This is a genomic window from Thermococcus aciditolerans (assembly GCF_008152015.1).
Taxonomy (GTDB): Archaea; Methanobacteriota_B; Thermococci; order Thermococcales; family Thermococcaceae; genus Thermococcus; species Thermococcus celericrescens.
Genome location: NZ_CP041932.1, coordinates 1,020,803 through 1,040,397 on the forward strand (window position 1 = coordinate 1,020,803; position 19,595 = coordinate 1,040,397).

At 50.8% G+C, this 19,595-nt stretch carries 21 protein-coding genes; 16 read left to right on the forward strand and 5 right to left on the reverse strand.

Going from position 1 to position 19,595, the window contains the following annotated elements; genetic code table 11:
* Nucleotides 1-2: 2 nt before the first annotated feature.
* From FPV09_RS05615 to FPV09_RS05665, 11 genes are all read left to right on the forward strand, one after another.
* Nucleotides 3-797: a hypothetical protein gene (locus tag FPV09_RS05615; RefSeq protein ID WP_148882676.1), complete on the forward strand. Its 795-nt coding sequence runs from the start codon at nt 3-5 to the stop codon at nt 795-797.
* Nucleotides 784-1,188, forward strand: a complete 405-nt coding sequence (locus FPV09_RS05620; RefSeq protein ID WP_148882677.1) for a hypothetical protein — start codon at nt 784-786, stop codon at nt 1,186-1,188. Before FPV09_RS05615 ends, FPV09_RS05620 begins: the two co-directional genes overlap by 14 nt.
* A 380-nt stretch (nt 1,189-1,568) precedes the next feature.
* The gene (gene eif2g, locus FPV09_RS05625; protein WP_148882678.1) at nt 1,569-2,801 is read left to right on the forward strand and encodes a translation initiation factor IF-2 subunit gamma; all 1,233 of its coding nucleotides are present in this window, start codon (nt 1,569-1,571) and stop codon (nt 2,799-2,801) included.
* Nucleotides 2,802-2,836: 35 nt separating this feature from the next.
* A complete protein-coding gene (locus FPV09_RS05630) occupies nt 2,837-3,253 on the forward strand; it encodes a PIN domain-containing protein (protein WP_148882679.1) in 417 nt (138 codons plus the stop codon).
* Between the two features lie 80 nt (nt 3,254-3,333).
* A complete protein-coding gene (locus FPV09_RS05635) occupies nt 3,334-4,983 on the forward strand; it encodes an AAA family ATPase (RefSeq protein ID WP_246112335.1) in 1,650 nt (549 codons plus the stop codon).
* A complete protein-coding gene (locus FPV09_RS05640; protein WP_148882681.1) occupies nt 4,980-5,690 on the forward strand; it encodes a hypothetical protein in 711 nt (236 codons plus the stop codon). Before FPV09_RS05635 ends, FPV09_RS05640 begins: the two co-directional genes overlap by 4 nt.
* 34 nt (nt 5,691-5,724) lie before the next feature.
* Complete coding sequence (locus tag FPV09_RS05645; RefSeq protein WP_148883717.1) at nt 5,725-6,495, forward strand: metal-dependent phosphohydrolase; 771 nt, start codon at nt 5,725-5,727, stop codon at nt 6,493-6,495.
* A gap of 21 nt (nt 6,496-6,516) precedes the next feature.
* On the forward strand, nt 6,517-7,164 hold the full coding sequence (locus tag FPV09_RS05650) for a DUF434 domain-containing protein (protein WP_148882682.1): 648 nt from the start codon (nt 6,517-6,519) through the stop codon (nt 7,162-7,164).
* A gap of 177 nt (nt 7,165-7,341) precedes the next feature.
* Nucleotides 7,342-8,472 (forward strand): hypothetical protein, encoded by a 1,131-nt coding sequence (locus FPV09_RS05655; RefSeq protein ID WP_148882683.1) that lies wholly within the window; start codon nt 7,342-7,344, stop codon nt 8,470-8,472.
* A 60-nt stretch (nt 8,473-8,532) separates the two neighbouring features.
* Nucleotides 8,533-9,174, forward strand: a complete 642-nt coding sequence (locus FPV09_RS05660) for a DUF432 domain-containing protein (protein ID WP_148882684.1) — start codon at nt 8,533-8,535, stop codon at nt 9,172-9,174.
* Nucleotides 9,174-10,277, forward strand: a complete 1,104-nt coding sequence (locus FPV09_RS05665; RefSeq protein ID WP_148882685.1) for a mechanosensitive ion channel family protein — start codon at nt 9,174-9,176, stop codon at nt 10,275-10,277. The genes FPV09_RS05660 and FPV09_RS05665 overlap by 1 nt, the downstream gene beginning before the upstream one ends.
* Here the strand turns inward: FPV09_RS05665 and FPV09_RS05670 are convergent.
* The 4 genes from FPV09_RS05670 to FPV09_RS05685 form a co-directional block, all read right to left on the reverse strand.
* Nucleotides 10,274-11,602, reverse strand: coding sequence for an RsmB/NOP family class I SAM-dependent RNA methyltransferase (locus FPV09_RS05670; RefSeq protein ID WP_148882686.1), 1,329 nt, complete (start codon nt 11,600-11,602; stop codon nt 10,274-10,276). The two genes, FPV09_RS05665 and FPV09_RS05670, sit on opposite strands and share 4 nt — an antisense overlap.
* A gap of 24 nt (nt 11,603-11,626) precedes the next feature.
* Nucleotides 11,627-12,565, reverse strand: a complete 939-nt coding sequence (locus FPV09_RS05675) for a hypothetical protein (protein ID WP_148882687.1) — start codon at nt 12,563-12,565, stop codon at nt 11,627-11,629.
* A gap of 61 nt (nt 12,566-12,626) precedes the next feature.
* Complete coding sequence (locus FPV09_RS05680; protein ID WP_148883718.1) at nt 12,627-13,238, reverse strand: METTL5 family protein; 612 nt, start codon at nt 13,236-13,238, stop codon at nt 12,627-12,629.
* Between the two features lie 77 nt (nt 13,239-13,315).
* The gene (locus tag FPV09_RS05685; RefSeq protein WP_148882688.1) at nt 13,316-15,100 is read right to left on the reverse strand and encodes a hypothetical protein; all 1,785 of its coding nucleotides are present in this window, start codon (nt 15,098-15,100) and stop codon (nt 13,316-13,318) included.
* A gap of 294 nt (nt 15,101-15,394) precedes the next feature.
* On the opposite strand from FPV09_RS05685, the gene FPV09_RS05690 reads away from it, so the two are divergent.
* From FPV09_RS05690 to FPV09_RS05700, 3 genes are read left to right on the forward strand one after another with little or no spacing between them, the layout of a single operon-like run.
* Nucleotides 15,395-16,744, forward strand: a complete 1,350-nt coding sequence (locus FPV09_RS05690) for an ATPase domain-containing protein (protein WP_148882689.1) — start codon at nt 15,395-15,397, stop codon at nt 16,742-16,744.
* Nucleotides 16,737-17,051, forward strand: coding sequence for a NitrOD5 domain-containing protein (locus tag FPV09_RS05695; protein WP_148882690.1), 315 nt, complete (start codon nt 16,737-16,739; stop codon nt 17,049-17,051). The genes FPV09_RS05690 and FPV09_RS05695 overlap by 8 nt, the downstream gene beginning before the upstream one ends.
* Nucleotides 17,036-17,293 (forward strand): hypothetical protein, encoded by a 258-nt coding sequence (locus tag FPV09_RS05700; protein WP_058939395.1) that lies wholly within the window; start codon nt 17,036-17,038, stop codon nt 17,291-17,293. The genes FPV09_RS05695 and FPV09_RS05700 overlap by 16 nt, the downstream gene beginning before the upstream one ends.
* A 4-nt stretch (nt 17,294-17,297) precedes the next feature.
* Here the strand turns inward: FPV09_RS05700 and dph2 are convergent, their stop codons facing one another.
* Nucleotides 17,298-18,320, reverse strand: coding sequence for a diphthamide biosynthesis enzyme Dph2 (gene dph2, locus FPV09_RS05705; protein ID WP_148883719.1), 1,023 nt, complete (start codon nt 18,318-18,320; stop codon nt 17,298-17,300).
* A 97-nt stretch (nt 18,321-18,417) separates the two neighbouring features.
* Between dph2 and FPV09_RS05710 the strand changes: the two genes are divergently transcribed.
* A complete protein-coding gene (locus FPV09_RS05710; protein WP_148882691.1) occupies nt 18,418-19,203 on the forward strand; it encodes a hypothetical protein in 786 nt (261 codons plus the stop codon).
* A gap of 52 nt (nt 19,204-19,255) precedes the next feature.
* Nucleotides 19,256-19,594 carry a heavy metal-binding domain-containing protein gene (locus FPV09_RS05715; RefSeq protein ID WP_058939392.1) on the forward strand — a complete coding sequence of 113 codons (339 nt, stop codon included), beginning with the start codon at nt 19,256-19,258 and terminating at the stop codon, nt 19,592-19,594.
* The last annotated feature ends 1 nt before the right edge of the window (nt 19,595 follow it).

Here is a 19,595-nt window from a genome sequence, read left to right on the forward strand (position 1 = left end):
ATGTGAAGTGGAAGGGTCTGTTGGCAGTCCTCCTAGGACTGCTGATGGTTGGAGTAACCGCTGGTAGTGCGATTGCAGCGTCAATTTCAAATGACAGTTTGGTCCCAGTAACTCCCCAGAACTTCGGGGACGAGTGGGAATTATCCTTGAACATTGATTACCACGTGGAAGAACTAAGCAGTGGCGATCTCTATGTCACGATATATTACGACTGGTCTTGGGTGAATACTGAAATATTCAACGGACCCGATGATCAAATTGTTATCCTGATCCCGTGGGCACGTTGGAACTCCCAAATTAGGGACTGGGATGGTTTCTACGGAGAACAGAAGCCTATAGTAACCACAGCATTTGGAAAAGCCAAAATACAGGATATTAGCTTTGTACCAATTACTGTCGATGGTGAGGACATACAAGTTGCAAGGATCGTCGCTACAGTGAATGATGACGTTAAACTTGAGGGAATATGGGTTAGCATGACTCTCAAGAAAGAATATCGTGGAATGCAAGTGAAGACCAACCTTGTTTATCTCCACTCATGGGACACTGGAAGTGCTGTATCTACTGCGGGTTCGATAATTCTACCATTCGCGTTATATTCTGCGCCAGCAGGATTGAATTTGGCAGCATCAGTTACGTGGGCGGCTGCAGATATATTCCTATTCCAGAAGTTTGCTGGGTCATGGAAAAAGACAAAAACTGAAACCCTAACTTTATATCCAAACGGGAACCTTCCACCGTGCTGGAACGGAATATGCCCCACAAGTGCGGGAGGGTCAGCTGGTGGACTGGATTAAACTCTTGCCCCACGAGGAGGGCATTGAGAGGATAGGGAAGGAGGCCATCTCCTGCTTTGTTCTCCTTTTTTGGCTGTATATGACAACAATGTGGGCCATCTCAAAGGGAATGGTTGTGGACCCGGGGGAATTTTTCAGTATAATGCTATCTCCCAAGGCAATTTTGATGGGACTTCTGGCGGTGATTGTTGCGACTTTGATGAGGAAGGGCACCGGTGGTAGGACTTCCCCGTACCGCTATGGGTGGGCTTTGACCGTACTGGGTATGCTCCTCTTCCCCTTTGTTTCCCTTACAAAGAGCTATCTCGTGGTGACACTGTTCTTTGTACTGTGGTACTATCTGGTTATCTGGACCTTCTCATGGGAAGCCGCTCCGAAGGGGACAAAATAACTTTATTTGGGTCGGGGGCACGACGAAGGTTGTAACTCCTGAGCGGTTGCCTCGTTTTTTGCCATCTTTTCTCATCGCCAACTGCCGCCCCAAAGCATGAGACCAGCATGAGGAACATTGCGACTACTCGGTCGAATGTTGAAGCGGGAGGTGGCCAGAATGAGGGGCTAGAAGCCGCAGCGTTCCTGTACTTTGGGCACTTCCTCGGGAAATCCCTGAGAAATTCCCTTCCAGAGGACAGTTTCCAAAAGTTTACTATGATTCCTTTGTGGCTCCACCTACCCCAGAGTCCAAAACAAGGTACAATAATCCCGGTGTCATAAGGAATGAAGAAACCTTAATAAGCGCCCACCATTTCTACTTCTTAGGGGTGAGAGAAGATGGCAAAGAAGAAGGAGTTTAGACAGGCTGAAGTTAACATCGGAATGGTTGGTCACGTTGATCACGGTAAAACGACCCTCACCAGGGCCCTGACCGGTATCTGGACCGACACCCACAGCGAAGAGATGAGAAGGGGTATCACAATCAAGATAGGCTTTGCGGACGCGGAGATGAGGAAGTGTCCGAACTGCGGAAGGTATTCAAGTTCACCGGTGTGCCCGTACTGCGGCCACGAGACCGAGTTCGAGAGGCGCGTTTCCTTCATAGACGCCCCGGGCCACGAGGCTCTGATGACCACCATGCTCGCGGGAGCATCTCTCATGGACGGCGCGGTTCTCGTCATAGCCGCCAACGAGGGAATAATGCCCCAGACCAGGGAGCACCTCATGGCCCTCCAGATAGTCGGGAACCAGAACATAGTGATAGCCCTCAACAAGATTGAGCTGGTTGACAGGGAAAAGGTCATCCAGCGCTACAACGAAATAAAGGAGTTCGTCAAGGGCACGGTTGCCGAGAACGCCCCGATAATCCCGATTTCTGCCCTTCACGGGGCGAACGTTGACGTTCTCCTCGCGGCGATAGAGGAGTTCATACCAACCCCGAAGCACGACCTCAAGAAGCCGCCCAAGATGCTGGTCCTCAGGAGCTTCGACGTCAACAAGCCGGGAACCAAGCCCGAGAAGCTCGTCGGCGGCGTCATCGGAGGTTCGATAATCCAGGGCAAGCTCAAGGTCGGCGACGAGATAGAGATTCGCCCCGGCGTCCCCTACGAGGACCACGGCAGGATAAAGTACGAGCCGATAACCACCGAGATAACCTCCCTCCAGGCGGGCGGAAAGTTCGTGGACGAGGCCTATCCGGGCGGTCTGGTCGGCGTTGGAACCAAGCTCGACCCGTACCTCACCAAGGGCGATCTGATGGCAGGAAACGTTGTCGGAAAGCCCGGCCAGCTGCCACCGGTCTGGGACGACCTCAGGCTTGAGGTTCACCTCCTTGAGCGCGTCGTCGGAACCGAGGAGGAGCTCAAAGTCGAGCCCATAAAGAGGCGCGAGGTTCTCCTCCTCAACGTCGGAACGGCCAGAACGATGGGCCTCGTCACCGGCCTGGGGAAGGACGAGGTCGAGCTCAAGCTCCAGATACCCATCTGCGCCGAGGTCGGCGACAGGGTCGCCATCAGCAGGCAGGTCGGCTCAAGGTGGCGCCTCATAGGCTACGGCTTCATAAGGGAGTGAACCCTCTTCTTTTCCATTAACTTTCGGTGAGGCAGATGCCTGAAAGACGGGAATGGCTGGTGATTCCGGACACGAACTTTCTCCTGGTTCCGGGACAGTTCGGCGTCGACATAATCGGCGAGCTGAACAGGGTTCTCGACGTGAGGTTCAGAATAGCCGTTCCGAACGTCGTCCTCCAGGAGCTGGAGGTTATAGAGAGGAAGTCCCGCGGAAAGGACCTGATGGCCATCAGGATGGCCAAAAAGCTCGCGGAGAGGTTCGAGGTCGTTGAGATAGGCCGCTTTGGGGAGCGGCCCATAGACGACCAGATTTTCGACTTCGCCGTAAAGAACGAGCGAGTAATAGTCTGCACCAACGACAAGGGGCTGAAGAGACGCCTCCGTGAGAGGGGAATCCCGGTCGTCTACCTCCGCTCGAAGAAGATACTCGAGCTCGAGGGCATGCTGTATTAACCACAGCGCTAAATAACAGAACCAATATAATATTCAAAAAATTTAAAAATCATGCCATTTAAAAACATTTGGTGATTTTTATGTCGGGTGCTAACTCGCTGAACATTAATATTGGGCATATTAATGAGAATAACCAATTGCAGATAACTGTTGAAAATTTGGGTCCTGTTAAAAAAGCGAATATCAAACTCTCTCCACTCACAATATTCTTTGGTAAGAATAATACTGGGAAAACATACTTGTCATATGCAATCTGGGGGATTCTAAACTCGTCTGAATTACAGTCTCAAAAGCTGTTTACCGAGAGTTTCTATAATCACAAAATAGCATCCATTTCCAAAGAGATAACCAAGTTCGTCATTGATTACATAACAAATGAAGAACTTTCGCAAAAAGCCACTAAAAAAATATTTCCACTAGACGGAGGCATGTCTAAGATAACCATTAACTACAAGTTTATTCAAAAAATATTCAATCATAAAACAAGTAGCCTGACTAAATCAAAAGTAAGCATAACCATAGATCCCCCCATACTCGAAAATATTGAACTGCTAATATCAGTCCAAGCTTCTAAACATGGACGACTAGACGATGGCCGAGATTTAACGGATATTATCCTCAATACACTTTTGAGAGATATAGTGGGATTTACCATCATACCGTTATCCCGAGAGGAGGAAAAACAGTACTCACTTATAAGTGAAAACGTTGACATGTGGTTAGTAGGAGGTATTATTGTTAGTTCAAAAAGTATATTAGACAAAAAAGGCAAGAAACTGAATTACCAACTTCGTTTTTATATCGATCAAGAAATCTTTAACAAACTCAAAAAAAGAGACAAAAAACTTCTAGAGACATTACAAAAAAAGATTTCAAAATATCTCTATTGGTATCTGATGAATGTAGGATTATCTTATCTAATTCAAGGAAAAGAGGGAATTTTTATTCCAGCATCAAAGTCCGGATTGGGACTTATAAGAAAAGATCTTTATGCAAAAGGAGTTGAAGCATTGCTATCTTTTGAAACAAAGAAAGGAAGAACTCCAAAGTTACCATATCCTTTAATCCACTATCTTCAGAACCTAGCCATAATAAGCACTAACAAAGAGGGAAATACTACGTTCAAAAAACTTGTTGAATTTCTTGAAAACGATTTAAGTCAAGGTATTATATATTATGACGAACAGCGAGAGGATATATTATACCGGCCAAAAGGGACCAAATTGAAAATACCAATGTATGTAGCTTCATCATTGGTCGTAGAAACAATGCCATTAATAACGTTCCTGAAGTATGGTATCATTGATAAAAATAGTGTAGTGATTTTGGAAGAACCAGAATCCCATCTACATCCCGAAGCCCAAAAATTATTAGCGAGAGGTCTTGTGAAATTAGTGAACAGAGGAGTATACGTAATATTAGTAACCCATAGCCCCTACATTATTCAACAAATCAACAATAATATCCGTTTGTTTTATCTCAAACAAATAAACAAACAAAAATACAAAGAATTTTCGAAAAAATATGGATGGGATAACGATGAAGCATTAGATCCACAAAAGATATCAGCATATCTTTTTGATAAAGACGATCACAACAAAACAATAGTTCGCACATTGACAATAACTCCTGAGGAAGGGATTTCATATGAGGCATTTTACGAACCCCTCTACAGACTTCGGCAAGAAACACAAGAGCTTAGAGCACTGTTGGAGGGAGTAGATAAATGATCGAACGGATAATGGATAATGCTAAAAGGTTTTTCAAAGAGGATTTATTTGAGATATCTACTACTGAGAAATTAAACATAAATCCAAGTCTTCAACTAATTACTATATGCGAACCCCAAAATTCAACATGTGTTGATATATATTATGATTCTAATATAATTTTTCTGGATCCAGAGAACAAATTCTTCAATAAGATATTTGAGATTTTAAATCTACGAAAGGACAATAAGAATAATAACAGTCACGAAAAGGGAGACGCCATACTAATCTGGAATGGTCATGACAAAGCTTATGTGGGGATTTTCGAGCTAAAAACGACATTGGGAGTACGTACGTTTAAGAAAGCATTAAGACAAATTCAAAACACAATGCTTGGGACACTGTTAATTCTCAGATTCTTAAGGATAGATTTAATTGAATATTATTACGGAATTATACTATACAAGACTATTAAAATTACTGACACAGATCCTGTAGAGTATGATCCTTACATTAACCCCCATGATGTATTGCTAGATCAGTTTCTAAAAAGGGTTTGTGAAATTTTTAAAAATGCTAGAAAAGTACATAAAGGTATCGAATTCCCTATAAAATCACCAGAAAGTAATGAAACTATGTTGGTAAAACTTTTCAGATACGATGAAACACCCCTCTATTTAGATACAAAAGGAATCTTTTCTAGTATAAGCAAAGATAAAAACCCTTAAAACACCCTCTTCTCCACGTCATTGGGTGGAAAAGATGTACACGGAGGAAGAACTGCTGGGCGAGATTAGGGAACTCCTCGGCGACGAGGAGCTCTACGGGCTCTACGAGAGGGCATTCAGGGAGTACCACTACTACTTCGAGACGACCAACTACATCGTTCTGAACGTCTACGGCTTCAACGACCATGGACCGATTCACGTTCTGCTCACGACCAGGCGCGCGCTGGAGCTTCTGAACATCATCAGGAAGTTCGGAATCCAGACGACGGCTGAGAAACTCGGCAAGCCCTTCCGCTGGAGCAAGTTCATAGTGGCCTTTGGAGCGCTGTTCCACGACACCGGGAACATGATACACAGGGTAAACCACTACCAGTTCAGCGTTCTCCTGGCGGAACCGATAATAGAGAAGCTCGTGAGGGAGTTCGGGACGGATGACCCGCTTCTCCTCAAGGCGCTCACCCTGAACGCCATCCACACCCACGACGAGGCGGTTCCATGCACCACCATCGAGGGCTCGCTCGTTACAATAGCGGACGGTTGCGACATGGAGGCCGGAAGGAGCAGGCTCGTCCACAAGAGGGACAAGGTCGACATCCACGCCGTCTCGGCCCTGGCCATCGAGAGGGTGGAGATAAGGGAAGGAAACGAGGAGCAGCCGATACTCATCGAGATATGGATGAAGCACCCGGCGGGAATCTTCCAGGTGGACGAGATACTGACGAAGAAGGTCAAAAGCTCCCTTCTGGATGGGAAGGTCAGGCTCAGGATACACACCGGCACCGAGGTAATGGAGAAGGTTATTTAACCTTCCACCGTTTCTTTATCCATGCTCCTCGATGCGTACCGCGACCTGAAGTACCTCCTCAACAGGGGCTACCGGAAAAAGTATGCCCTTGAATTCGTGGCCAACCATTACCGGCTGACCAAGGGAGAGCGCTACCTCCTGGCCAGGTGCGTGTTCTCGGACGAATGGGTAGACGAAGTAAGGAGAAAGCTCCTAAGACCGGAAGAGCTCAGGGGCAGGGTTCTCGGGATAGACGGCTTCAACGTCCTGATAACCCTCGAGTCGCTTCTCGAAGGGCGGGCCATACTCTGCGAGGACGGGCTCGTGAGGGATTTGAAGTACCAGGGAAGATACAGGCTCAACGAAGGCACGGAGCGGCTCCTCGGCGACCTTGCCCGCGCCCTCGGAGAGCTGGGCGTTGAAAAGGCGGTGTTCTTCTACGGCTCGGCGGTTCCAAGGAGCGGGGAGGTGAAGAGGCTGACCGAGGAAGCCCTCATCCGTAAGGGGGTCAACTCCGAGGTGAGACTTGTCAAAAGTCCCGATTTTGAGCTCAAGGCCTTCGAAACCGTCGCAACGGCCGACATCGGGATCATCTCAAAGGTTTCCCACGTCTTCGACCTGGCCGCGTACGTGGGAAGGCTCGCCGGGCAGGAGGCGGGCGGTTTCTTTGAAATCCTGGGAAAAACGTAATCAGAGAGCTATTGACATTCAGGGATGCAATCGTCCGAAGTGTCTACACCGCGGGAATACCGTTCATGGACATGAGCCCGGACGGGAGGTTTTTGGCTCTATGCCAAAAGTTAACACCCAAAATTTAAATAGTCCAAGCTTATATTTAATAATAAGAAAGAAAGGGGTTGAACAAATATGAAGAAATTTAGAACTGTTCTTGTAGTTTTTCTAGTATTTTTGGTTTTTGTCAGCGTTAGTGGATGCCTCGGAGGCGGGGAGGAGGAGAGCCCCACAACATCCGAGTCCCCCACCGACGCGGGAAGCCACACCACCAGCGCGGGAACCGGCGGAACCACGGGCGGAGGAGGATACAGCACGACGGAGAGCCCGGGCGGAACCACCACCCCGGAAACCACAACTGAAACCGAAACGGAAACTGGCACATCGGAGTACGCATCATGGGCGAACCCGTGGGACGCATACAACCCGATCCAGATAGACGGTGAGCAGTATCTCATAACCTCCATAAAGTACAAGCTCAGGATACGGACCGAGGAAGGCGGCCCGATTTACGAGTACGAGATCGAGAAGAGCAGGAAACCGACGAAGATACACGTTTACGGCAACAAGATAGACATGGAGACCGGGGAGCAGGAGAAGGCAGACCTGGGGGAGTTCGAGGTTTACGAGTATTACGGAAAGATCACCCCGATAAACGCCGAGGATATGAACAGCACCTTTGAGTACCGCCTCTGGGTAACCGAAAGAACTTCCGACACGGACACCTTCTTCCTGTTCCCGTCACTGGACTTCCTGACCCTCTACGCTTCCCTTTACTCCGGCGCGGGCAACACCGTCGGGGTATGGATGAAGTACGGGGACCAGGTTTTTGAGTTCTACAACCCTGCGGCGGTCGGCGAGATGAGTGTGGCCCCCTACCAGGAAGGGGACATAAACATGCTCTCGAACATCGCCGACATAGAGTCCATATACATGAGCTGGTACGGGTTCTACAACTTCGGCTTCTGGACCGCCCTTGAGGATGAGAACATCTACCAGGAAACCACCGGCAGCTGGGGGGTAATGGGCTACCAGTACAACTACGAGGTGAAGCCGGACGGGACAATGACCATTGGAGGCAAAGACTTCAAGGTATCGAAGGTCTCGTGGACGTACACCTTCGGAGGCATTACCGGCCAGGGTGAAGCGGTCCTTGCGGCCAACCTTCCGGTGCCGATAGAGGCCAAGGGAGTCTTCATCGAGCAGGGAGGGGCCAACGTCTTTACCCACGTCAAGATCGAGGACATCGTATTCGAGAAGGTCTGAGCCCTCCAACCTTTCAATTTTCAGGCAAACTTTAAATCTTTCAAGGGGTATCTTTCTACCATGTTCGGTGAGCACGAGCTCAAGACCCAGTTCATCAAAATCATGGACAAAAAAATTCATCTCGTTGAGGGGTCAGGAGACAAGATCCTCTACCGTCGGGATGGGACGAGGATTCTGATAAAGAGGGGAAGGGGGAAGTTTCTCATCCTTCCGGCCCCGGCCGAGGGCTACGGTGTGAAGTTCCTGTTCATAAGGCTCTCCGAGAGGATCGCCATCCCCCCCAAGGAACGGCTGGTGGGATACCTCTCCGCCCCGATTGATATCTCGGTGAGGAGCGGTGACCTCGAGATAGACCGCTTCACCGTGGGACGGGAAAAATACACCCTCTACGGCGAGAAGACGGTGGGGGTCATAGCGAGGTACCACGAGAGCGACTTCCACGAAAAGCCCCCCGATTCCCCGGGGATAGTGAAGCTCGTCATCCACAACCCCACAGAAAGCTGGAAGCTGGTGGAGAGGATAGTGTTCCCGATAAGGAACAGCGTGATGTTCTACGAGGAGAACAGAGCGTACTATCCGCTCATAATCCTGCTGACAAAGGAAATATACGAGGTCAACAACACGGGGAATCCGCCGGACGGGACGCTGAAGCCCACCCATGAGGCGGAACCGCTCCCCAACTTCAGGATGAGGTGGTCGTGATGGCGGCCAACAACACCACAACGGCCCCATCGGCTTCGCCGGCACCGATTCAGATAGACCTCAGCCTGCTGACCATCGTGGAAGCGGCCCTGATAGTATTCGGCATGATAGTCCTCGGAAGGGTAGTCAGGAAGATAATCATCAGAAAATCAAAGGAAACGAGCCTGACATGGATAATCAACGAGGACACCGCAGATATAGTCTTCAGGATGTTCGTGCTCGGGGGCATCATATGGGCCCTGTACCTGCTCGGCATAATGAGCTACGGGCTGGGACCGACCACCGTGGGCAACATAGCCTTCGCGATGGGCTTCTTTTACTTCTCGTACCTGATAGCAAAGAAGTCCAAGGATTACATGATAATGAGCTCGGGAAAGAAGGCCAGACCCGAGACGATAGTCAAAGCGAAGGTCTTCTACTACGTCTTCATAACCATCGCCTTCTTCATGGCCCTGAGCTTCGCGGGAGTGAGCACGGAGCTGAGCGCCCTGCTGGCCGCGGCTGGAATAACGGGTATCGTCCTTGGTTTTTCGGCCCAAACTGTCGTTTCGAACTTCATCTCAGGCGTTTTCATGTACTTCGACAAGCCTCTGCTGATAGGTGACCATGTCAAGATAGGCGAGCTGGAGGGCGTCGTGGAGGACATAAAGATACTCTCCACCAGGATACGCGCGTGGGACGGTACGCTCATAAGGATACCGAACGAGAAGCTCTTCAACAGCAACATAGTGAACTTCATGCGCTATCCGGTCAGGCGCGTGGACGTGAACATTGGCATCGCGTACGCCGCCGATGCGGAGAGGGCCGTTGAGATAATAAAAAAAGTTCTCGACGACATCCCCCTCGTTCTCGTTGAGCCAGAACCGCTCGTATACGTCACCAACCTCGGCGAGAGCTCGGTGAACATAGCCATAAAGGCCTGGGCGCCCAGCGAGAGATGGTTCGACGTCAGGACGAGGATAATCCACGACGTCAAGAGGGCCCTCGACGAGGCGGGAATAGAGATACCGTTCCCGCAGAGGGTGAACTGGTTCGCCAACGAGCTGAAGGTCAGAATCGAGGAGCCACGCAAGAAATCGGGGGAAAGTGGGGAGGGAGCTTAATCCCCCTTCTTTTCCATCAGGGCGTAGAAGAAGCCTATCGTCCCGTGCCTGTGGGGCCACGCCCGCATGGTCCCGGGCAAAAAGCCTTCATCGTAGGGACCGTTCAGGGGCACCAGCTCCGCATCATCATGCCTTCCCAGGAACCACTTGACCACGCCCTCGTTCTCCTCGGGAAGCATGGAGCAGGTGGAGTACAGCATTCTTCCTCCGGGCCTCAGAAGCCTCCAGGCACTTTCTATGAGCTCCCTCTGAAGGGCCACCACCTTCTGAATGTTCTTCTCACGAAAGCGCCACCGGAGCTCGGGGTTCTTCGCTATCGTCCCGTCGCTGGTGCAGGGCGCATCGAGCATCACCCTGTCAGCGATTCCCTCCCCCAGCATATCCGGGGCCTTTCTGCCGTCTGCCCGGATGGTCTCGGCAATCTCAACGTCCGTACGCTTGAGAACCTCGCGCATGCGTTTTATTCTGGCCCCATCCACATCGAAGGCGTAGATTTTGCCCTCGTTTTTCATCAGTTCCGCCATATGGGCAGTTTTTCCACCGGGGGCGGCGGCAAGATCCACGACCGTTTCTCCCGGCTCCGGGGCCAGCAGTAGAGATGCAACCGCTGCCGCCTCCTCCTGGGCAATCGCCCAGCCCTTGTTGAAGAGCCATTCCGGGTTGAATGGATCGAGGATACGGATGACGGTAGATACTCTCTCGCTTCTCTCGAACCTAACGTTCTTTCTACCCAGGTAACCCTCAACGTCCTCGATGGTGGCCTTCAGCAGGTTGACGCGGATGCTCGTCGGCAGGGTCTCGTTGAGTGCCTTAAGGAGCCATTCCGCCTCGTCACCGAGGAGCCCCTTCATGCGCCGTATGAACCATTCCGGAAACAGGTAGTCCCACTTCAGACGCTTCTCCTCACTGTCGATGACGGGCATGTACTCGAGGATCCTCGGCAGGATGTCGTAGTAGTAATAGCCAGCGTAGGGATGGGTTCTCTTCGACAGAAACTGGGCGAGGCCCTTCAGATGCTGCCGCGTCTTTTCGCTGGGGTCCCTAAAAACGGCCACCTCAACGGCCACCCTCATGGTTGCCCTCAGCCAGGGATCGAGGATAAGGGGCGAAACGCCGACGAGTTCCTCGATTATCTCGTCTATCAGACCGAGTCTGCGCTGGATGGAGTAGAATATGCCCGTCAGCTTCGAGTTCTCCCAGCCATCGATCCTGTACTTTGCGAAGGCCGTTCTCTTGGCGCTCTGGCTGGGCTTGATTTCCTCCCCGAGCTTAACCGCCTCTATGAGTGCATACAGCTGTCTGTCGCTAAGCTTGAGTTTCGGCATGGTTCACACTACGATGAGGCCTATTTAAAGTTCCCTGAGGAACCGGGGCAGTCTGCCTGTCCTTTCCTCAAGTAATGAAACCGTGGATGCGTTCCAGTAGTACGCCGGCAGTATCTGCTCAAGGAGGATGGCCTCCTCGGTGAACCCCTCCTCCCTCAGCCGTTTAGCAAGTTCGATTGCATCGTCCGGTCTTTTGCCGTAGTAGTTCATGATGGCGCTCCTCATAAGCTTAAGTATCTCCCTGACCCTTGAGCGCACGAGTATGTCCTCGTGGGAAGTGGCCAGAACAGAAAGTCTGAAGTAAGACGATCTGAGGAGGACCTCAATGATTTCCTGGGAAGGGGTTGTAAGCATCTGAACCATCGAATCAAAAGCAACTTCCAGGAGGAGGACATCGTTGAGGTCAAGTATCTCCGAGAAAACCCTGCCGACGTGCTTCAGGTTTCCATCCAGGGCGTATCCAGTGGAAGCGGCGAGCTTCAGTCCTATCGAGGATACACAGATGTCATCCGAGCTTAAAAACCTGGCCACATGCCCGTCGATGGATGAGTAGTACCCCGGAGAGAGCGATGATATGAGATCAAGGATTCCTATCCACGTTGTCTTTCCGCGCGGTGCCAGATCGTACACCGCATTGAGGAGACGCGTGAGCTGTGACTCCGTAAGGGAGGTGTTCTCTATGAGTTTCCTGAGCACCAGGAGCGTTCTCATGACGATTCTGTCATCCCTGGCCAGCAACAGATCAGTCAACTGATCAAAGCCCCTGACGAGAACCTTTCTATGGAAAGAGCCCGAGGAGTCCCCCAACAGATCATCCAGCACGGACAGTGCCCTGAGCCGTAGTACATCGTCCTCCTCCCCCAGCAGGTCAATCACCACATCGAGTACACTCTCATCGCTCTTCACGAGACGGGAGACCTCTTTCATCTGCCAGGAGAGAACGAGTTCTTTAATTTGATCCATGGACTCCACCCCTCATTATACCCACGAGATATTGAACTTCATCCAATATATTGTTTTCGCTTCACGAACGCTGAAGTCTGTATACGTCAACGGAAATTCTCTCCAGCCGCTTCCTGTGGAAGAAAAATTGGGCTGGAATCTCAAAGGGAAGGGTTACTCTATGCGTTATCGAAAAACCGAAGTCTCTCACAAAGGCTTCGATGAAGCGTCTTACCTCAGGCTTGGCAAGGTGGATGGAGTAAACAACATCGCTCACTTCAAAGGCCTTCATCAAAAACGGCCTGTCCGCATGGGGATTCTGGCTCCCGAAGGGGGGGTTCATCACAACGGTGTCAACCCTCTCCGAAAAATCCGAGACATCCGTGTGAACAACATCAACGCAGTCCGCCAGTCCTAGGCTGTCCAAGTTTTCATGGAGGACCTCAACGGCATCGTCATCAACCTCAACGGCGTAGACTTTTCCGGCCCCGAGCAGACATGCGCCGACCGAGAGAACCCCCGTCCCAGCACCCAGATCCGCGACAACCCTGCCCTCGAGGTCACCCATAGAGTGTGCCAGCCAGAGCAGCTCCGCCGCAACATTTCCAGGGGTTCTGTACTGTTCAAGCTCCGGTTTGGGGTTTTTGAAGCCATCCAGTCGCGAGAGGGTCATTGCAAGGTGTTTCTTCCTCATCGAACTCACCATCGGTCCGCCAGTATCAAGCGGTACTTTATAATTTTACGGTGTGCAAAACGGAATCCAGTAATGGGCTACCCATGGACGAGTCCCTTCTCCTTATCCGTTATGGCCTCGAGAATTCTAATCGCAAGCTTCTGATCCTCGTAGGGCGCCGATTTCTTAATCCTCTTAAGCTCCTCAACAAAGGGCCTGAAGAGCGCTACCCTGTTCGAAGGGGAAGATCTAACAAGCGCCTCAAGAACGAGCAACGCATCAAAGCGCGTCTCATCCTTATCGAGGTACTCCGCGAGAACCGGGAGAACCGCCATTGCACTTTTATCGTCCCACTTTCTGTCGAAATAGTAGCCAAAGAACTCAAGGGCAGGGATGGCCTTTGACACATCCTGGGAGAGATAAAACTCCAGAAATTGCTCCACTATCTCACCACCGTAGGGGGCCCGTGACGCCAGCAGGGCGAGGGTTTTTACAGCCCTCATGCGCATCCACCTGTTCCTGGACAGCGCCAAGTTTATCAGCGGTCTCACGCCGATTTTGAGCACTGACATCCATCTGGAATCGAGCCCCTCCGCGAGCTTGGAAAGGGCCCAGAGGGCGTCCATCTTCTCAAATTTATCACCCTCATCCAGCATACGGACGAGCTCGAAAACCAACTCGGGATTTATTCTGGACAGTTCAAGGAGCATCTCTTCGTCACCTGACGCAAGGGCGCGACTGAACTCTTCCCTCCGTCTCTTCGTAGATTTACCCTGCCCAGATGCACCGGTATGGAGCGAGGATGACGCGGCCTTTCTGCCCTTTCCCCTAAACCTGGAGAGGGTGGGAGGTTGGAGATACCTCTGGGCCTTTTTCTCGGGAGGTACCTCCGGATATTTCGGCCCCGGAAGAACCCTTTCGTTGATTTCCAGTGTCTCCTTTCCCATCTCTTCCAGAACCCCCGCAAGCCACTTCAGGATGTACGTGTCTCCGACGGCAAGGGCTAAATCCACTGCCTCGTAGAAGCGCTCGTGCACCAGAAGCTCGTGAAGTTTTTCCATAGCTTTTTGAGGATTTCTTGCGTAGTACTTCTTTATGGCCGCCCCAAGTTTTTCGGCCACAAGCTTCGCTTTTTCCCTCAGCTCAGGACTCTTTCCAAGGGCAAGATTCTTAACTATCGTAAGCGTTTTTACAACATCGTCAATAAATTCCTCCCTCAGCGGAAAGTTCGAGATCTCCAGAAGAATGTCTAGGGCGAAATCTGCCAGTGCAACATCCTTTTCAGACAGCATGTCCTGAACTTCAAAAAACACCGTCTTTAAGAGGGGCGTAGCCCCGGTGTATACACTGGTGTTCAGGAGAAGCCGAAGGCCCATTGCCTTTAAGCGTAGATTTTTTGAGCTTAGAAGCCTCGAAAGCACATCCATTAGGCGGGGAGTGTACGAAACAGCCTTCATATTCATAATGACGGGGGGTATCTCGAGCAGAACAGCCTCGTTTCTGCGGCTTTTAGCGAGATTCTTAAGAGCATTGGCAAGTCTAATGAACGTGTCTGGATAGAGGGGGACTCCATGTACGAGCTTGGCTAGGACCTTCAGCGAGTGGATGGAGACTTCATCGTTGCCGCGCTCCATCACCAGGAGTATCTCATCCAGGAACCTGCGGATTAGAGCCAGCTTTCTGACGTCGGGCATGGAGTCCAGCAGTTCTTCAAGCACCATAAGGGCCCTGAGTTTGATCTCGTTGTCTCCAGTCCGAAGGAGTTCAAACAGTGCCGTGAGTGCGGAGTCATCAGACAGCGTCATTTCAACTGCCTTTTTGATGTTCCATGATGCTAAGCATTCCTCCAGTGTTCTTGTGATAGTATTATCCTTCCGCGACATTACATGTGTTATTTGAATCCCCAGCTTATACGTTTTTTGATCAATGGGTTTACCTTTATGGATGCATCGAACTTCAAGGGTAGCTTCTCGACGGATTCCACATGCGCCCGCACAGCGAAACACCTGCTGAAGACACCCCGACGAATCCAAACCGGCCATTAGAGTGGCACAAATCTGCAAATCAACGCCCTCCACGAGAAGAGATTAGTAGGAGATTCTTCCAATGAGTTCGTCCCCGAGAATTCTAACGAAATGTATTTATATTTTTGCATCCACAAATAGAAGAGGGGGAACATGGAGCTCATATCAACAGGCATTCCGGGTCTTGATAAAGCCCTATCTGGAGGATTCTCTCGGGGTACCAGCATATTAATAGCAGGAAATCCCGGAACCGGAAAGACTCACCTAGCCATACACGTCCTCCATAACAACATGAAGAAGGGACTTAAGGGAGCGTATGTATCCTTCGCAGAAACCAAGAAGCAGTTCTATCAGAACGCCATGGAGAGCGGGGTCAATTTTGAAAAAATGGAAAAACAGGGGCTCTTTAGATTCTACGACATGCTAACAATGCCAAAGGATGAAATGAAGGAATTCATTGACTTTCTCATCAAGGATCTCCTAGAGTGGCGGCCAGATATTGTTGTTTTTGATTCTGTGACCGTTATGGGACAGATTTTTGGGCAGGTTATGCTAAGATCGTTTCTCCATTCCATTATAGGACGAATAGTAAATGCGCTCAACACCTTGGCAATACTGATAGATGAGATACCATACGGGGAGAAAAAGGTCGGCTTTGGGGTCGAAGAGTTTGTGGTGGACGGTGTGATAATCCTGGAGATGGAACGGAAGGGAGAGGTGATAAAACGATACCTTACGATACCAAAAATGCGCGGAAGGAAGATAACCAAAAGCGCCTACGAATACGTGATAATCAGGGAGGGAATTGATGTCATTGCCGTTCCAGAACTGAAGTTCACCGGAAAAACCATAAACACCAGTGAACGGCTCAAAACGGGAATCCCAGCCCTTGATGACCTTCTGGGTGGAGGGCTGTACCAAGGAAGTATCAACATGATAGCGGGGCCCACTGGGAGCGGTAAGACTATACTCGCCCTTACAATTGCATCAAACATGTCCAAGCAGGGACAAAGAGTCCTCTACATAACTTTTGAGGAATCCCCCGGAGCAATACTTGAAACCATGCGCAAACTCGGTTTGGACGATGACTTCAGTATAGTCTCCCTTGTCCCGGAGGCAAAAACCCCCGTGCAGTACTACGCCCTTATAAAGAAACTCCTGGAGGAAACATCTTCAGAAATCCTTGTTATAGACTCTCTTTCAGCCATGAAAAGCCATATGGATGAGAGAGACTTCATAAAGGCCCTTAGATACCTGCAGTTGCTGACCAAAGAGAACAACATAACCCTTATCCTAACACATGTTCCCAAGAACTCTCAGGGGCTGGCCTCAACGGACTTCAGCACACTAATGGACAGCATAATAATTCTTGGATACGAACTGCCCCGTAAGATTGGCGAGTCCATGAAACGCCATATATTCGTTCTAAAATCCCGGCACTCTGACCACAAGCCTGTGCTCATGGAATTCAGAATAACCCGCGGAGGGATAGCTATTGGCTAAGCTACGTGTTGGGCCAGCTTTGGTTAGCGCCACGACCAAGGAAATCCTGCAGAAACTCGGAAAGCCTTTTGAGGCCACGATAACCGCTTACCTAAATTCAAAATACGGCCGGGGGATTGAAATAATCGAAGATAACCCCCGCACATTTTACAATGCCCTCAAAGAGCTGTTTGGGGAGTTTGCAGCCAGGGTTTTCATATACGACCTCGTGAAGGAACTCAACCTCCCAATTGAATCAAAGGATATTGAAGATATGATAAAAGCTCTGGAGGGGTACCTCGGTGAACAAACATGGCCGAGGAAATAATCAAAATCCTTCGGAGAAAACACAGCTTTCTAAGTGCTATGATTGAGGGAGTTGAATATGCCATGAAAGAGCTGGAAGAAGAGAGCAAACCAGAAAAGATCTACAGTACACTGACCGTTTTTCTTGGCGAATTCCCAACCAAAAAGCTGATTCAAGATCTAGCGGACGAGAATGGCATTGAGGTGAGGGTAAGAACCAAAGAAGACGCACTAACCGTTCTCAGAAGCCTCAGGGAGAGATGATGGATCACTTCACACTCAATCCAAACGGTTCATCGGCTTTCCTTTCAGCCCCAAGTATTTCGTCGAATTCGTAATCCTCGCGCAGGCCCAGGAGTATCTCGACCTCCGGCGGCGTCAGCACAGGCCTCCTCCAGTTCTCGTAGTCGTCTATCGGAACGCGCGGGCAGGCGACGATGACGTACGCATCGAAGTCGAAGCCCTCGAGGGCGGGATAACTGATGTGGTTCATGGCTATGAGCCTCGCGTATTTCCCGTGCTCGCGGAGGAGCCTAACCACGCGCTTCGCCTCCGCCAGGCGAAGCTGGCCTTTCTTGGTGCTTGTTATCACGCCGAAACGCTCCGCATCCATGGCCTTTGCTATCTGTGCCCAGCGCCTCCTGATGAGTCTCTCAGCCTCGTTATCCATCCAGATGGCATCGCCGGAGTAGGGGTTGACCGCGAGGGTTGGCTTCCGAGTTGCCAGAGCAACGCCGATGGGGTGGAAGTAGCCGGCACCTATGAATAGAACCCCCTCGGCATCCACCTTCGCCGCGGCAAAGTTGCAACCGAGAACCTGGCCCGGCCAGCTGACGCGGGAGTCCCCATGACCCACAAGGACATCAAAGCCGTTTTTCTCCAGAAACTTCCTCGCCCGGTCAAGCTGGTGGATGTGCTGGGCGGTTGTGACGAGGGCTATCCTTCTCCCAAGCCGCCTTATCTCACCCAGGTTCCTCTCGAGTGAAGGAACCACATCAACGGCCGCAAAGGCCGGAACGAATATCGTTGGAACCTCCAAGTGGAGGCGCATGTAGCTGTGGCCAAGGTGTATCAGCGCGTCACAGCCGAGTAGCTTTGCTTCCCTATCGGCTGGGTCGCAGGCACCGTAGTTTATATCCCCGCTTATTATCGCCTCGACTCCGTTCTCCTCAAGGAAATCCGCGAGAGCTTGAGCTTCCCCTTTTAGCCCCTCAGGAGTCTGAATGAGCACTCTCTCCGCGCAGAGCTCTCGTAGGATTTTCAGTATCTCGCCACTCGAAACTTCATGCATTGAGTCCACCGGAGTCCATAGCAGAGAAACCTTTAAATGCCCATCGGCATCAGTACTATCAGAAAAAGTTAAAAATAAAAAATCCCGACCCGAAATGGTGAACAACGTGGTAGAGTTTCTTGGACTCCTCGGTGAGGCATGGGGAAAGTTCGAAGAGACCAAATGGCTCCTGCCGGTGCCGCTCGTGATGAGCCTGATGGACTACGACAAAGTCACCAGAACCCTACACTTGAAAGGTTTTCATTTTGGAATTCGGTTTCCACTTCCAGAACCCTCACCGACCCTCTGGAGCTTTGTATCCCTGCCCGCGGGAGCATCTGGTACAACGTTTTCACCTGAGGGCCTCATGTTCACGGCGCTCCTCGTTCTCTTCGGGAGCTATCTCCAAGCGGGCTACATCGGAAGCATAAGGGACGAGGTTCTTATGCGGGATAGCAGCTTCCTCAAGAACGCGGAGAGGGACTTTCTCGAGTTTCTCCAGTTCAACCTGGTGCTGTATGCCGTTATGATGCTCCTAATCCTCTTCCTCATGGCCTTGCCATCCATGTTCTTCCCCGCCTTTCTGGGACTCATGATCTTTCTCTACGCTATCTACGGAACACCGTTTCTAATCTCAATCCGCGGGCTCAAATTCCGTGATGCACTGATCGAGAGCCTGAACCTGGCGAAGAGGGGTGGCGAATACCTGGACTATGCCCTTAAGTACCTCGCCATCGGGGCGCTGATTTCTGTACCCATGACGTTCATCGTAATGAACACCGGGGCCTTCGGCCTCGCGGTCGGTCTGTTTCTGGCCGCCCCGATAGCCATAACGCTGAGCACGGCCACGGTCATATTTTTCATTGACTTACCCCAAAGTTCTCAGACGAAGAGAAAGCCTTAAATACTCCGGACGTCAAACATACCTCGAAGTTCGATGCATCGGGGTGATAAGTATGGACGACATCATCATAACGACCACTGAAAGCCTGCCCGGGTACAGGGTGGTCGAGGTGAAGGGCCTCGCGAGGGGCGGCATAGTCAGGGCCACCCACGTCGGCAGGGACATAATGGCCTTCTTCAAGAACCTTAAGGGCGGCGAGGTTCAGGAGTACACGCAGATGCTTGCGGAGGCCAGGGAGGAGGCTTTGAGGAGGATGAAGCTCCACGCCGAGGACATGGGCGCCAATGCGGTCGTGGGTGTTCGCTTCATGACCTCAGCGGTGGCATCGGGCATGGCGGAGATATACGCATACGGCACGGCGGTGGTCGTTGAGAGGATCGAGGAGGAGTGAG